The 14,430-nt window shown below is 58.7% G+C and carries 17 protein-coding genes; 8 read left to right on the forward strand and 9 right to left on the reverse strand.

All coding sequences use genetic code 11. The features are described 5' to 3' along the window. Position 1 precedes the first annotated feature (1 nt). The 4 genes from HS968_RS11060 (at position 2) to HS968_RS11075 (ending at position 2,836) form a co-directional block, all read left to right on the forward strand. Complete coding sequence (locus HS968_RS11060) at positions 2-289, forward strand: metal-sensing transcriptional repressor (RefSeq protein ID WP_182371270.1); 288 nt, start codon at positions 2-4, stop codon at positions 287-289. A gap of 8 nt (positions 290-297) precedes the next feature. Then, entirely contained in the window at positions 298-1,404 is a 1,107-nt protein-coding gene (locus HS968_RS11065; RefSeq protein WP_182371271.1) for a nickel/cobalt efflux protein RcnA, read from the forward strand. 4 nt (positions 1,405-1,408) lie between these two features. Further along, positions 1,409-2,158 (forward strand): TraX family protein, encoded by a 750-nt coding sequence (locus HS968_RS11070; RefSeq protein ID WP_238338936.1) that lies wholly within the window; start codon positions 1,409-1,411, stop codon positions 2,156-2,158. Positions 2,159-2,371: 213 nt separating this feature from the next. Continuing rightward, positions 2,372-2,836, forward strand: a complete 465-nt coding sequence (locus HS968_RS11075) for a methyltransferase family protein (protein WP_182371272.1) — start codon at positions 2,372-2,374, stop codon at positions 2,834-2,836. Positions 2,837-3,204: 368 nt separating this feature from the next. Here the strand turns inward: HS968_RS11075 and HS968_RS11080 are convergent, their stop codons facing one another. From HS968_RS11080 to HS968_RS11090, 3 genes are all read right to left on the reverse strand, one after another. After that, positions 3,205-3,438, reverse strand: a complete 234-nt coding sequence (locus HS968_RS11080) for a DUF7683 domain-containing protein (protein WP_119690964.1) — start codon at positions 3,436-3,438, stop codon at positions 3,205-3,207. 136 nt (positions 3,439-3,574) lie between these two features. Next, complete coding sequence (locus HS968_RS11085; RefSeq protein WP_119690965.1) at positions 3,575-3,877, reverse strand: LasR-specific antiactivator QslA; 303 nt, start codon at positions 3,875-3,877, stop codon at positions 3,575-3,577. Continuing rightward, on the reverse strand, positions 3,870-4,112 hold the full coding sequence (locus HS968_RS11090; RefSeq protein ID WP_106739622.1) for a hypothetical protein: 243 nt from the start codon (positions 4,110-4,112) through the stop codon (positions 3,870-3,872). Before HS968_RS11090 ends, HS968_RS11085 begins: the two co-directional genes overlap by 8 nt. Before the next feature lie 846 nt (positions 4,113-4,958). On the opposite strand from HS968_RS11090, the gene HS968_RS11095 reads away from it, so the two are divergent. The 4 genes from HS968_RS11095 (at position 4,959) to HS968_RS11105 (ending at position 8,798) form a co-directional block, all read left to right on the forward strand. Continuing rightward, complete coding sequence (locus HS968_RS11095) at positions 4,959-5,846, forward strand: ABC-three component system protein (protein ID WP_202884206.1); 888 nt, start codon at positions 4,959-4,961, stop codon at positions 5,844-5,846. Further along, a complete protein-coding gene (locus tag HS968_RS26685) occupies positions 5,839-6,324 on the forward strand; it encodes an ABC-three component system middle component 2 (protein WP_407681648.1) in 486 nt (161 codons plus the stop codon). Before HS968_RS11095 ends, HS968_RS26685 begins: the two co-directional genes overlap by 8 nt. Beyond that, positions 6,324-8,138, forward strand: coding sequence for a coiled-coil domain-containing protein (locus HS968_RS11100; protein WP_182371274.1), 1,815 nt, complete (start codon positions 6,324-6,326; stop codon positions 8,136-8,138). The genes HS968_RS26685 and HS968_RS11100 overlap by 1 nt, the downstream gene beginning before the upstream one ends. A 270-nt stretch (positions 8,139-8,408) precedes the next feature. Next, positions 8,409-8,798, forward strand: a complete 390-nt coding sequence (locus tag HS968_RS11105) for a MerR family transcriptional regulator (RefSeq protein ID WP_182371275.1) — start codon at positions 8,409-8,411, stop codon at positions 8,796-8,798. Here the strand turns inward: HS968_RS11105 and HS968_RS11110 are convergent. The 6 genes from HS968_RS11110 to tauA form a co-directional block, all read right to left on the reverse strand. Continuing rightward, positions 8,764-9,729 carry an NAD-dependent epimerase/dehydratase family protein gene (locus tag HS968_RS11110; RefSeq protein ID WP_182371609.1) on the reverse strand — a complete coding sequence of 322 codons (966 nt, stop codon included), beginning with the start codon at positions 9,727-9,729 and terminating at the stop codon, positions 8,764-8,766. The genes HS968_RS11105 and HS968_RS11110 overlap by 35 nt on opposite strands. Before the next feature lie 204 nt (positions 9,730-9,933). Further along, a complete protein-coding gene (locus HS968_RS11115; RefSeq protein ID WP_182371276.1) occupies positions 9,934-10,776 on the reverse strand; it encodes a hypothetical protein in 843 nt (280 codons plus the stop codon). Positions 10,777-10,930: 154 nt separating this feature from the next. After that, positions 10,931-11,764, reverse strand: a complete 834-nt coding sequence (tauD, locus tag HS968_RS11120; protein ID WP_182371277.1) for a taurine dioxygenase — start codon at positions 11,762-11,764, stop codon at positions 10,931-10,933. A gap of 13 nt (positions 11,765-11,777) precedes the next feature. Continuing rightward, complete coding sequence (gene tauC, locus HS968_RS11125) at positions 11,778-12,611, reverse strand: taurine ABC transporter permease TauC (RefSeq protein ID WP_182371278.1); 834 nt, start codon at positions 12,609-12,611, stop codon at positions 11,778-11,780. Next, the gene (tauB, locus tag HS968_RS11130; protein WP_182371279.1) at positions 12,608-13,390 is read right to left on the reverse strand and encodes a taurine ABC transporter ATP-binding subunit; all 783 of its coding nucleotides are present in this window, start codon (positions 13,388-13,390) and stop codon (positions 12,608-12,610) included. Before tauB ends, tauC begins: the two co-directional genes overlap by 4 nt. A gap of 30 nt (positions 13,391-13,420) precedes the next feature. Then, a complete protein-coding gene (gene tauA / locus HS968_RS11135; RefSeq protein WP_182371280.1) occupies positions 13,421-14,392 on the reverse strand; it encodes a taurine ABC transporter substrate-binding protein in 972 nt (323 codons plus the stop codon). Positions 14,393-14,430 lie beyond the last annotated feature (38 nt).

The following is a 14,430-nucleotide window of genomic DNA, read 5'->3' on the forward strand; positions in this document are numbered from 1 at the left end:
GATGAGCCAGCACGAACACGATCACCCGCACCAGAGCCATGGCGACATCGTCAAACGGTTGAAGCGTGCCGAAGGGCACCTGCGCAGCATCGTCACCATGATCGAAAACGGCCGTGCCTGCGTGGATATCGCCCAGCAGCTGCATGCGGTGGAGAAGGCGGTCTGCCAGGCCAAGCGAACCCTGATTCAGGATCACATCGATCACTGCCTCGAAGACACCGTTGGGGCACTCACCAGTGGCCAGCGCGCACCACTGGAAGAGTTCAAGCAGATCACCAAATACCTGTAGGAGCCGTCATGTCGAGCTTCGCCGAATTGCTGCAGCAGGGAGCAGCGCACGCCTGGCTTTATTTCCCCACGGCTATCCTGCTCGGTGCCCTGCATGGCCTGGAGCCAGGGCATTCGAAAACGATGATGGCCGCCTTCATCATCGCCATTCGCGGCAGCGTGAAGCAGGCCGTTGTGCTTGGCCTGGCTGCCACCGTCTCGCATACGGCCGTGGTCTGGCTGGTGGCACTGGGCGGTATGTACCTCGGCCAGAATCTCGACGCCGAGACCACCGAGCCATACTTCCAGCTCGCGTCGGCGGTGATCATCGTCGCCATCTCCCTGTGGATGTTCTGGCGCACCTGGCGTGGCGAACGGATGTGGCGTTTCGAACAGGACGACCATCACCATGCAGACGAAACGCACCAGCTCGACACCGGCCACGGGCGTGTCGAGCTGTCGATCTTCGAGGACGGCGTTCCGCCACGCTGGCGACTGCGTGCACTGACTGGCCATGCCTGGTCGGCTGACCAGGTCAGCGTGCTCACGACCCGCTGCGACGGTCAGACCCATCCGTTCCGCTTCGTCGACCGAGGCGGCTATCTGGAGTCGCTGGACGCGATTCCTGAGCCACACGCATTCACCGCACGCCTGAGCCTGGGGCACGCAGGCCATTCACATGACTATGACCTGAGCTTCCATGAGCATGACCACGCCCACGCGGATAGGGATGGTCTGGAGCTGCCGCAGGCGGACTACGAGGATGCCCATGCGCGTGCGCATGCCAACGATATCCGTAAGCGCTTCAGCAGTCGTAACGTCACGACCGGCCAGGTGATGCTGTTCGGCCTGACCGGCGGGCTCATTCCCTGTCCGGCCGCCATCACCGTGTTGTTGCTATGCCTGCAAGTCAAAGAAGTTGCCCTGGGCGCCGTGCTGGTGATGTGTTTCAGCATCGGGCTGGCGCTGACACTGGTCAGCGTTGGTGTCGCAGCCGCCATCGGCGCCAGGCAGGCGTCCAGTCGATGGCCCTGGTTGAACAGCGTGGCGCGGCGTGCGCCTTATCTCTCCAGTGCACTGATCATCGCCGTAGGGGTCTACGTCGGTTGGCATGGCTGGATTGGGCTGACAGGGTAGGGGAATGATGTCCACCCTCACGGCATCCGGCACGAACCCGGAAACCCAGGCGAGGCGTGACAGCAGCCTGGATCTGATCAAGTGGCTGGCCATGCTGAGCATGGTCATCGACCACTCGCGTTACCTCTGGCCGCAAGCGGAAGCCTGGCTGTTCTTTGTGGGGCGGCTGGCGTTTCCATTGTTCTGCCTGGGTGTCGCGGCCAACGTTTGCCGCTCACGGCCAGGCCAATTGTTTACCGATGCCAACGGTCGCTATCTGGCGTGGCTGGTGGCCTTCTGCGTTGTCTCCGAACTGCCTTACCGCCTGCTCTCCACCAGTAGCACGCTGAACATCATGCCCACCTTGCTGATCGGCCTGCTGATCGCCTGGGGTGTCCATCATCAGGGACGCCATGGTCTGCTGCTGGGGCTGTTGAGCCTGACCCTGGCCGCAGCGATGCACGAGCGCCTGATGTACGGCGTGTTCGGCGCCCTGGTGCCGGCTGCGCTGGTCATCGCGATCCAGCGGCCTGGGCCCGCGTGGTTGCTGCCGGCGCTGCTCTGTGTGCTCGCCAACAGCCGCAATCGTTGGGCGGAAGGCTGGTCAGGTGAGGTCGTCGGCATCAGCATCGCGGCGGAGTTCGCTGCGCCTCTTATCGGCTTGTGGCTGCTGCGCACGACCATCACCTGGCGCATCTGGCCGGTCACGCGCTGGGGCTATTTCTTCTATCCGCTTCATCTGCTGGTGTTCGCCGGTATTCGCGCGGTGCTATAGCTGACGGGCGTTTCGCGCGGCATTGCAGGGCGCCGGCCTGTTGCCGAGCCATTGGCGCTTGACCCTGTAGTAGCTACAGCCTTCATCCTCTTGTTCAATGAGCCGCGAGACGCCCTAGGTTCTCTTCGCAGGCGCAGTTCATCGGCTGTGCCGCAACCCGAGCCACTGCACCAGAAGCTCGCAACGAAGTCGCCAATACAAGGAAATGACGTCATGGACGTACTGGAAAATCGCATACCCCCGGTAGTGGTCGCAGCCCTGTTCGGCGTGCTGATGTGGTTGGCGGCCTACCACCTGCCAGGGGCGCTGGCGTTGCCCATCGAGTGGCGCGTCGGCCTCGCGCTCACGGTCTTGCTGGTGGGCGCCTTCATCTGCCTGGCAGGTGTTGCCTCCTTCCGCCAGGCCAGCACCACGGTCAACCCGCTGCAACCAGAAACGGCATCGGCACTGGTCAGTTCGGGCATCTATCGTTACACGCGCAACCCCATGTACCTGGGCTTCGCGACGGTCTTGCTGGCCTGGTCGATTCTGCTGGGCTCGCCGGTTTCAGTGTTGGGCGTGCTGGGCTTCGTACTGTTCATGAACCGCTTTCAGATCAGCCCGGAGGAACGCGCCCTGGCCAACCTCTTCGGCAACGACTTCGAACAGTACTGCCGCACGGTAAGGCGCTGGCTCTAAGCCAAGGCGTCCGGCAGCATGCCAACCCCTAACGTTCAGCACGACCGTAGGGTGCGCTGTGCGCACCGCTGAATGGCCTGCACACAACGCTACGTATTGTCGTATGGCGATCCGTGGCGCGAAGTAGTGCATCTTTTACTCTGTTGGTGGACTGTTCGCTGGCGCTCCTGAGTCCACCCTACTTGCTTAGTCAAGGGCGGGCTCCCGGGCAAAACTCTTCATGCCAGTACTTTAATGGTCTGCTGACTTATTTTCTGAAACCTATAAACAGCCTTCCATTCCCCGCTCCTTAGTTACGGATGGTGCGTCAGTTGAGGCTTCTTCAACTTATTCTGAAGGTGGGTGGCTTCAGTTGTTATCTAATAACTTTAATCTGTATTGCATGTGAGCTGAAAAATATAGTTTTCTTCGTGGAAGTGCCTGCCCGCTAATTTCTCAATTGCAACCATCTGCTCGGCACTAAGGTTATATCCCTCATCGCCGCGTTGAGGTGTTGACCAACCCATAATTGCTGCTAGCTGAGCATCGCAACCATCAGGAAGAGCAATCTCAAAGGCTAGAAGTTCAGTTTCTTTGTCAAAAGCTTCAATGATGTACTTCACGGTTCTACCTCGCGGCTTTTATGTTGACGGGATCGCCCTCTGATAGGGTCTTACCATTTCCAGGTGTTCCACGGAGGTGGATGGCTGGCGCCTGTGCGAGAGCAAACTGCAAACGCACAGGCGCCACGCCGATTGCCTACAGCTTGAACTCCGTGCGCTTTGCCCTGTGATCGCCACCCAAGGGGGAGCACAGACGCTGGTGGATACGGCTGAGAAAGCCCAGCTCGAAGGCATGGCGCTGAGCACCCGGCGGGTACAGCTGGCGCTCCAGCAGCAGATTGGCCCATAGCCAGCCGCTGTTGGCGTCATCCAGCCAGGCCTGCGCGGTTTGCACGCCGTGACCGAAGCTCGCCTGGCAATCTGCGCTCCAACCGAAGTCGGCAGCCGGTTGCCCGTCATGAGCAGGCAGGTGAGTGAGGTACCGTTGCAACTCAATCATGGGCAGCCCTCCCGGATGCCTGGGCGATTGCTCTGCGGTAGAGCACGATCAACTCGCTTAGCAGCGCACTGGTGCTATTGGCCAACTCCGGTTCCGGCATTCGCCGCAACAGCTTGGCCAGCAACGCTGCCCGATACTCGGCTGCTGCCTGCAACGGACACTCGTCCGCGACAAAGCTCTGCAAGGGATTGCGTGGTGAAGGAAAGGGGATAACGACGGATTCAGACTTGGTCATGCAGCACCTCCAAAACGGAAGTCGGCACAACAGCCAGCAGCCCAGGGCGGAGCCCTTGGGTAAAAGGGGGATAGTGCATTCTCCATATGCTCCTTGGTTTGTTTAAGGAGCCGCTTCCCGCCGTTCTGACGCGGTGATGGGAGGCGGACCGCACGGGGGTCAGAAACCGGCAACCAAGGCAACCGGCCAGGCCGAAGCCTGCCCCGTGCGGCCCACCATAGAAATGCGGTAACCAGGCACAAAAAAAGCGCCGGCTACTCAGCTATGGCGCTACCGCGCCTTGGTTTATTTCGGGTTCTGACGCCCGGCCACGGGATTGACCGTGACAGGGCGGACTCTAGCGTAGGAGAGGGCGCAGGGCAAGGTGTGGAGCGGCAGCTATCGGCCAAAAGCAGGCATTAGAGTAGAGAAAATAAATCTGTCCCTTTGTTGTGCGCCCCCCTTTTTACCGTTGAATCCAGCGCTATTAGCGGGCGTCCAAGAATGGTGGTGACTGCATGCTCATGCGATAGACGAGAAAGTGGCATTCTGCTAGCGTCGGCCCACCCCCAGCACGGACGTTTTAGATCCTGGGGAGTGAAAACATCGGCACCTCGGATACTGGGGGCCACTGCTCCAACATAGCAGGCGAGCATTGTGATATCGGACATCGATCTACAAGAAATTACCCCGAGGGAACGGACGTCTTCCGCATCCTCGACGCATGTAATAAGTGGTATTCCGGTACCTAAACCCCTTCGAGTTCGAAGCTTCAGCCCAGAAGAGTGGGAGGAATTCGTAGAGGAATGGGGAAGTAGCCTGAAGACTGAATACCCAAAAGTCCGACGCTTCGGAGGCTCGGGGGACTTGGGTGTAGACATCGCAGGCTTTTGCTCTCCTGAAGGATTCAAAGGCACCTGGGATAATTATCAGTGTAAGCGATATGGTCACCCGCTCCGACCTAGTGATATCTGGGTCGAGATTGGGAAGATAATTTACTATTCGTTTAAAGGACATTATGCCCCTCCACGCAAGCATTATTTTGCTGGCTCTCAAGACATCGGAACTACCTTAGAGCAGCTTCTGAGCAATCCTGAGGAGCTACAATTTAAGGCGGAGGAGAATTGGGGCCAATATTGTAAAAATGGGATCACATCGACGATGGAGATTCCGCTATCGGACGAGCTTCTCGATTATTTTCAGTCATTCGATTTCTCAATATTTTCGTCAAAATCCGTTGCCGAACTGATAGATGGTCATAGCCGTACTCAGTTCCATGCCGTGAGGTTTGGTGGTGGACTTCCATTCAGGCCCGACTCATTGAAACCTCCAGCAGTGCCAACCGGAAGTGAAAGCCGCTATATCCGGCAGATATTTGATGCTTATGGGAATCATCTTAAGAGAACCATAATTGACGAGACTGATCTTGAGTCTCACGGCGCACTAAAGAAAGACTATCTCCGGCAGAGAGAGCGTTTTTACCATGCTGAGTCTTTAAGGAACTTCGCTAGAGATACTGTACCTGAAGGTACCTTCGCAGCCCTGCAAGATGAAATATTCCATGGGGTTGTAGATGTTTGTGAGGATGACCATGCAGACGGATTTGCACGAATGAAGGCCACTATTACCCATTCTTCAACCATTGCTGCCTCAGCAAATCCATTAGCCTCAGCATTCAAAACCCAAGATCGTCAGGGCATATGCCATCAGTTGGCAAATGATGATCGGTTAATGTGGGTTACTGAGAATGACTGAATCAACAGATAATAACCCTTTCAATGGCCCTTTGGAGACAGGGGTACGTTCTCTAGCCATTCTAACTGCTGCCTTTCCAATGGCAATGGATCTACAGCGCTTGGTGGAGATGGACTATTTGGTAGTGCACTCTGAAGATGCCAGAGGGCCTAGTAGTCTACATGCACCATTACCTTTGCGAGCAGGTGAGCTTCTTGTGCGCAGAGGATTGATAGAGTCAGGGTTGAAGCTGATGGTTAGGCGGGGGCTGTTAAGTCGGATTGCGTCGCATGAAGGGTTCAGCTACATCGCTACCGATGCCGCTCAGCCATTTATATCCTCACTCACATCAAATTATTCTCTTATGTTGTTAGACAGAGCCAAGTGGGCGTATGAGACGTATGGAAGTACACCTACAGATGAAGTCCGAAAAATTACTCATCGAATCTTTAGATGGGCCAGTGAATTTCAGGCTCTTGAACAGAGAGGCTCGGAATAATGAGTGAATTTAGCTTCCAGTTGCGATGTGTTCAGTTCTCTGGGCCGGCTGATGAGCGACATGTAGATTTTTTTGATGGCGTGAACGTAATTTGTGGTGCGTCGGATACTGGTAAATCCTATCTGGCTGAGACAATCGATTATATGTTAGGTGGCTCTGAGCTTAGAAAAATTGATGAACTGGAGGGGTATGATCGAATAACTTTGTCGTTAGAGTCAGGCTCTGGTGAAGAGTGGAGTTTGGAGCGAGCGATAAATGGTGGAGGCTTTAAGCTGATCGAGGGCAGTCAAGATGGATCAACGGTACTAAAGGCTACTCACGCTCACGGCAGTATAGATAACCTTTCGGGATTCTTGCTCGATAAGCTTGGACTGCTCGGCAAGAAGGTTCTGAAAAGCAGCGCGAAATCCACTTTACAGAGCCTGGGGTTCCGAAACATAGCAAGACTTGTCATTGTCCAGGAGGAAGAGATTGCTACCAAGGGGTCACCGTTCTGGAGCGGTCAATTCACTACAAAAACCTCTGAATTAGCTACCGTTAAATTGCTTGTTACGGGCATGGATGACTCAGCAATCAATACCCCGGCAGCGAGAGCGATCGACAACTCAGGCAAGATTTCTTTGCTTGATGATTTGATTCTCGAGTTGAATGCTGATGTGGGTGACAGCAAGCGCGAAGAGCTCGAGGCTCAGCTTGAAAAAATCGGAGTTACACTAGAGCGACATCGAAAATCGATTGCCCTAAATGAGGAATTAATCTCCGAGCTTTTGGAGCAGCGTCAAAATAACGTATTTCAGCGGCAATTGGTTTCTGAGCGCATTGACGAAATAACTGACCTTTTCACAAGGTTTGACCTCCTTCGTGATCATTATGATGTCGATCTTGCGCGCTTAGAGGCGATTGAAGAAAGTGGCTCTATGCTCGTCTATGTAGATGCAGTGAACTGCCCTATGTGCGGTGCTGCACCGTGCAATCAGCATCTTGAAGATGACGATGACGCGGTTATTCGCTCGGCAGTTCTGGCAGCCTCCGCCGAGATTGCTAAAATTGTAAAGCTCAGGGTCGACCTAGTTCGAACCATTGATGAGCTACAGATTGAAAGAGAGGAGCTTTCAAGAGGCTACCTAGATCAGCAGAAAGAATACGATGAAATCGAGGCTTCTTTAAAGGAAGCGCTATCCCCACGCAAAGATGAAGAAAAAATCGACTTTGAAACCTTGGTTGAACTACGGCAAGATTTGTCAAGGAAAATAAATGGTTTTGAGCGTATCGATCAGTTAACTCAGCGTAAATTATTGCTTGAAAAAGAGAGCTCTTCGGCTGGTGGTAAGACAACGGCCGCAGTCAGCATTCCCGACACTATTGGCAACTCTTTATCAGATAAAATCTCGTCAATTCTGAATGATTGGAATTTTCCTGGCGAGTGTAAGGTTGTGTTTGACAAGGGTTCCAGCGATTTTATTATCGATGGTAAGCCTAGGGGCAGCCGGGGAAAAGGGTTGCGATCCATCACGCATGCGGCTGTTAGCCTAGGATTGCTTGAATATGCGCAAGAAAACTCTTTGCCCCACCCAGGTTTCCTAGTGCTCGACTCTCCGCTTCTTGCCTATTTCGCACCTGAAGGTGATGATGATTTACTTCTGAGAGGAAGTAATTTGAAAGAGAAATTCTATGAGTACTTGATCCGTCACCATAGTAGCGGCAGCCAGATCATAGTAATTGAGAATCAACACCCACCCTTGGAAGCTATGCGGAATGTGTATCTAACAGTTTTTACTAATAACCCACATGAGGGCCGGGCGGGACTTCTGTAGATCCGCCACAAACTAAGATAGTCTAATTCGTAGTTTCGCGACTTCCTCCGAATTTTCGGCCGACTTGGCTTATTTAGCATCAATCAGGCTTATGTTATTTGGCAAGATTGAGGCTGTTAAACCCCGGTCGTTCAGGAGAAACCATCCCATTGGTAATGCCAGCTTCTGGCCGATAGCAGCCACTCACGAAAGCCCTCCACCTGATCTGAAGACAGCGCCCTGTGCAGCCATTAAGCTTCGCCTCCCAATCGAGCGTTGACAGGACGGCGTATGTACATCGGTGAAGTGGCCAGGTTGTCGGGGTGTACGCCCAAAGCCATTCGTTTGTACGAACAGATGGGGCTGATCAGCCCGCAGCGTCTCGGCAGTTACCGACGCTACACGCCTTTTCACCTGACCTTGCTGCAGATGATTTGCACGGCTCAGGCGGTGGGGTTCAAGTTGGGGGAGATGAGCGAGCTGCTGGCCGCCAAGCGGCATGACGCGCCATTTCCCCTGGCGCTCGCCAATCAGGGGATCGAAGCCAAGCGCCAGGAGCTGCAAGCCCAGATACAGGCCTTGCAGCTTCAGGAACAGCGCCTGACCGAGTTGCAGGCGCAGATAAACCGGCAGTTCGCGCCTGTAGTCAGCGCGTCAGCAGGTACTCGAACGCCTGCCTGAGGGCCTCCTGTGGCGGGCGCGGTCGGTAGCCCAACTCGTCGACGGCCTTGTCGATGCAATAACGCTGGCGCACACCATGGAACATGCGCACCTGGCTGGGCAGCAATTCGGCTGGCTGGCCAGTGAGGCGTGCACGCCACATTTGCAGCATGGCGACTGACAGCAGCAAGACCTTGGGCGCACGCGCAGGCAGACGCTGCCCAGGGCGGAGCGTATCGAGGGCGGCGATCACCTCGCCCAACGACGAAGACTCGCGGTTGGCGAGTATGTAGCGCTGGCCAGGGCGACCTCGCTCGGCGGCTTGAATCAGGCCATCGGCGACATCCCGCACATCGACGAAATTGAAATGGAAATCCGGATCCAGCACCAGTTTGCGGACCAGCACGGCGGCGAGAAAACCCATGGTGTCGGTCAGGCGTTCGGCATGGGGGCCGATGATCGCTGAGGGCAATACCGTGACCATCGAGATGCCGTATGCCTGCGCCGCCTCCCAGGCGGCGCGCTCGGAGAGAATCTTGGAGAGGTAGTAGGGGTTGCGCTGCTCGTCATTCCAGACCGTTTCATCCAGATACTGGCCGTCGTGTCCCTCCGCCGCGACGGAGCTGACATAGACGACACGGCGCACGCCGGCCTCGGCGGCGGCGCGCAGGATATTGCGCGTGCCCTGTACGTTGGGCTCGATGATTTCAGCCTGCGGGCTCTTCGCCCAATGCTTGAACACGGCGGCGACCTGATACAGCACATCGACCCCTTGCAGCGATTGGCGCAGGGCGTCGATGTCCTGTAGCTCCGCGCGTACCACTTCGCAGCCAAGCCCTTGCAAGGCGTAGCTGTGTGCGGGGTCACGAACGCCGGCACGTACCGGCTGGCCACGGGCGAGCAACTGCCGAACCAGGGTGTTGCCAAGGTGCCCGTTGGCACCGGTGACCATCGATAATGCAGTCATCAGCTATCCAGCTCCGATCTTAAAGAGAGCCGGCAGCATGCAGGTTGCCCCTAGGGGCAGAGTCAAGCGCGAAGGTCGAGCGCTTGTGCCGATACCGTTTCGAGGTCGCGTTGCCACATGCCCCTACAGGCGCCAGCCCCTTCGAAGGCACCGGCGCTGAGGTAACGGATATCCATCGATGGTCGGGAGCTATGGCCTGAAACCAGGGGCACGTTGGCCCTTGTCAACCAACTGTTGTCGCCAGTAATCCTGAACCGGGACCGGCGCGGTGGGGATTTCACCGGTGCCACGCGGGAGGGCTTTGGCCGCGCGCAGGTAGGCGAGGTCGGCGCCGATATCGATGGTCTTCGCGTAGTTTTCACGGGTGAGGACGATCCCACGGGTGTGCCATTCAGCTTTCGCCAAGGCGATGTGAGCGTTCGCGACATCGATGGCTTGCTTGACCAAGGTGCTGGAACCATTGAGCGCCTGCTCCAGATAGTCGACTTGTTTGGCGTTCAGGTCATCGGTGTCGAGCAGGACGATCCGGCCTTCGGCATTGACGCTGAAGCCAAAGGACTTGTTGGCGAGGTCTGGGCGATGCAGGTCGATGCGTTCGATGAGGCTGTTGTAGGTCTGTTCCAGCGCCTGGGTGCTCTGGCTCACTTCGTGGGTCGCGCTATCGACGACCTGAAGATGCTCCCTGATTCCGCGGGCTACTCTGGCTTGGGGAGTTTCGTTGATCCATGCCATGAATTCCGCCTGCTCATCCTCGCTGAGTGCGTTTGGCGTCTCGATTATCTGGCTCTGCGAGATGACCAGCTTGTCGGTATCAGTCTGCTGGCTGCGGATGGCTTGCGTTTGTTGTTCGAGCCTCAGCGTGTCGAGCGCTTCTTCGCTGATGCGCACGTTGCTGGTTTTGACCGTTAACTCTTCGTTCGTGACTTCGTCTATTTCGGTGGTCGTTTCCACGGGGATTTCGGTCGCGCGCAGCACTTTGTTCGACGCAGGATCGTTCACGGTGAATGAGCTGAAACGGGGGGCGCTTATCATGTAGCGGATCGTCCTCTGATCGTTTGGCCGTCGTTGGGCGGTATCTGGTCATCGGCGCGGCGCGCATTCTTCAACCAGAGCCTTGTCCCATCTGTAACGGCACCGATCAGGCGAGCTTTAATCGCTCAGACCGAAATGCCCCCGCCAAGGCGTCCTACCTCGGCCTGTCCCCCAACACCGTCGCCCGATGCATCACCCGCCGTTGCGGTCGGTAGTCGTCGACGGCGTAGTGCTGGGTGATGCGGTTGTCCCAGAAGGCCACATCGTTCTCCTGCCAGCGCCAGCGGATGGTGAATTCCGGGCGGGTGGCGTGGGCGAAGAGAAAGCGCAGCAGGGCGTCGCTTTCGGCCGCTTCCAGTTCGTTGATGCGATTGGTGAAGCCGTCGTTGACGAACAGACCCTTGCGCCCGGTAACCGGGTGGGTGCGGATCACCGGGTGTACCACGGGCGGGTGGGTGCGTTGCACCTCGTGGTAGTGCGCCAGGGCTTCGGGCGTATTGCCGAAGCGCTCCAGCGGGAAGGAACGGGTGAAGTCATGGGTGGCGGTGAGGCCGTCGAGCAATTGCTTCAGCGGCTGCGACAGAGCGTCATAGGCGGCGCTGCTGCTGGCCCACAGGGTGTCGCCGCCGTAGGGCGGTAATTGCTTGGCGGCGAGTACCGCGCCGAGGGCCGGGGTTTGCAGAAAGCTGACGTCGGTGTGCCAGATGGCGTTGTCGCGCACGTCGGTCACGGCGGTGTCGAGCACGAGGATTTCAGGTTGCTCGGGCACGTTGGGGTAGAGCGGGTGGATGTGCAGGTCACCGAACTGGGCGGCGAGTGCAGCCTGCTGTTGTGGCTCGATGGGCTGCTCGCGGAAGAACAGCACCTGGTATTGCAGCAGGGCGTCTTCGACTTGCTGGCGCAGGCTGGCGGTGAGGGGCTGGCGCAGGTCGATACCGCTGACCTGGGCGCCGAGTGCCGGGCTGAGCGGGGTGATATGCAGGGTCATGTCGGGTTCTCTCTCAATGCGCCTGGCCGTGCCATGGCACCAGTTTGCGTTGCAGGGCGCGCAGGCCCAGTTCCAGGGCAAAGGCGATCAGGGCTATGACGAGGATGCCGAGGATCACCACGTCGGTGACCAGAAACTGCGCCGCCGACTGCACCATGAAGCCTAGGCCTTCGGTGGCGGCGATCAGCTCGGCGGCGACCAGGGTCGACCAGCCCACGCCAAGGCCGATGCGGATGCCGGTGAGGATGTCCGGCAGGGCGCTGGGCAGGATCACGTGGCGGATCAGCTGCGCCTGCGTGGCGCCGAGCGATTGCGCGGCGCGCAGTTTGGTCGGGTCGACGTTGCGCACGCCGGTGGCGGTGGCGATGGCCACCGGGGCGAAGATCGCCAGGTAGATCAGCAGTACCTTGGACAGCTCGCCTATACCGCACCAGATGACGATCAGCGGCAGGTAGGCCAGCGGTGGGATCGGCCGGTAGAACTCGATCAACGGGTCGAAGATGCCGCGGGCGATGCGGTGGCGGCCGATGGCGATGCCCAGCGGCACGGCGGTGAGTACCGCGGCCAGCAGGCCGAGGCCGATGCGCCCGAGGCTGGCGCCCAGGTGCTGCCACAGGCTGGCGTTCATGTAACCTTCGCCGAGCAGTTGCCAGCCGCGGGCGAGCACGGCTTGCGGGCTGGGCAGGAACAGGGGCTCGATCAGCCCGGCGGTGGTCACTGCCCACCACAGCCAGAGCAGGCTGGCGATGCTCAGGCTGCTGATGGTCAGCAGGCTCAGCTCACGACGCGGTTTCACCGCGCGCTGTTCTTCGGGCGTCTTGGCGTAGAGGTATTCGTAGCTGCTCATGTGCGGCTCCCTTGCCGTTGGGCAAAGACCTGGGCGAGTACGTGCTCGCGGGTTTCGATGAAGGCGGGGTCGGACTTGATCGCACGGGCGCTTTCGCCAGCGGCATAGCGGCGGCCGAAGTCCAGCCGCAGGTGCTCGACGATGCGCCCGGGGTTGGGGGCCAGCAGCACCAGGTCACTGGCGAGGAATACGGCTTCCTCGATGTCGTGGGTGATCAGAAATACCGGTTTGTGCGTACGCTGCCAGACCTGCAGCAGCAGCTCCTGCATCTGCTCGCGGGTGAAGGCGTCGAGGGCACCGAAGGGTTCGTCCATCAGCAGCACACGCGGGTCGGCGGTGAGTGCGCGGGCCAGGCCCACGCGTTGTTTCTGCCCGCCGGAGAGTTCCCAGATACGGCGTTGCTCGAAGCCGGCCAGGTCGACCAGTGCGAGCAGTTCGCGTGCCTTGGCCTCACGCTCGGCACGACCCACGCCGGCCAGCTGCAGGCCGAAGGCGACGTTCTCCAGCACGTTCTGCCAGGGCAGCAGGGCGTCGTCCTGAAACACCACGCCACGCTCTGCACCAGGCCCCGCGACGGGCTTGCCATCGAGGCTGATGCGCCCGGCGCTGGGAGAGACGAAGCCGGCGATCAGGTTGAGCAGGGTGGTCTTGCCGCTGCCGGAGGGACCGAGTGCGACCAGCAGTTGCTCGGGGCCGAGGTTGAAGGACAGGTCGCTCAACACCGCGTTGGCGGCGCCCGGGTACTGTGCGCTGATGTGCTCCAGTTCGAGTAGGGCCATGTTCAGGTTCTCTTCAAGGCAGGCGCGGGTTCAGGGTTTGATGTACTGGCTGCTGACGTAGGGCGAGTAGTCCGGCAGTACGCGGTCGGCCTTGCCCTGTTCCTTGAGGAAGGCGGCGGTGGCGGCGATGTCGCCAGCGGTGCGCTCGCCGAGCAGTGCCAGTTGTTGTTGACGATCCGGGAAGGCGGAGCCGGCCAGCAGCTCGGGTACGTCCGCGGGGTTGGAGCCGGTCAGCGCGGCGATCTTGCGCACCGGTTCGGAGTCGGCCGTCCACTGGTCTTTCTCCGCCGCATAGCGGGCGAAGCTGTCGAGGGTGACCTTGGCGAACTGTTCCAGCACTTCGGGGTGTTTCTCTGCGAAATCCTTGCGTGCGACCCAGACCTCGAAGGTCGGTGCGCCCCAGGTGCCGACTTCGGCGGCGTCGGTGAGCACCTTGCCGGTTTTCTTGATCTCGCCCAGTGCCGGCGACCAGACGAAGGCGCCGTCGATGTTGCCGCGTTGCCAGGCGGCGTTGATCTCGGCCGGGTTGAGGTTGACGATGCGCACCTTGGCCGGATCGACCTGCCAGTGCTTGAGAGCACCGAGCAGGCTGTAGTGCGAAGTGGACACGAACGGCGTGGCGAGGGTCTTGCCGGTGAGGTCGGCGGGTTTCTCGATACCGCTGCCATTGCGTACTACCAGCGCCTCGGCGGCATTGATTTGCGCGGCGACGACGAAGGTGACGATGGGCAGGTTGCGGCTGGCGGCGGCTGCCAGTGGGCTGGAGCCGAGGTTGCCGATCTGCACGTCGCCGGAGGCGATAGCGGTGACCACTTCGGCGCCGCTGTTGAAACGGCGCCAGTCGATCTTCTGGCCAATGGCTTGCTCATAGGCACCGTCGGCCTGAGCGACCTTGGTCGGATCGATGCCGGTCTGGTAGGCGATGGTCAGGTCGTCAGCTTGGCTGAACGAGGCGAACGCAGCAGCGGCCACGGCTGCGAACAGGCGATGGATACGGGGCATGGAATGGACTCCGGGCATCAAAGGAGACCGGGCGGCGT

The sequence above is a fragment of the Pseudomonas berkeleyensis genome (assembly GCF_014109765.1).
Lineage (GTDB): Bacteria > Pseudomonadota > Gammaproteobacteria > Pseudomonadales > Pseudomonadaceae > Aquipseudomonas > Aquipseudomonas berkeleyensis.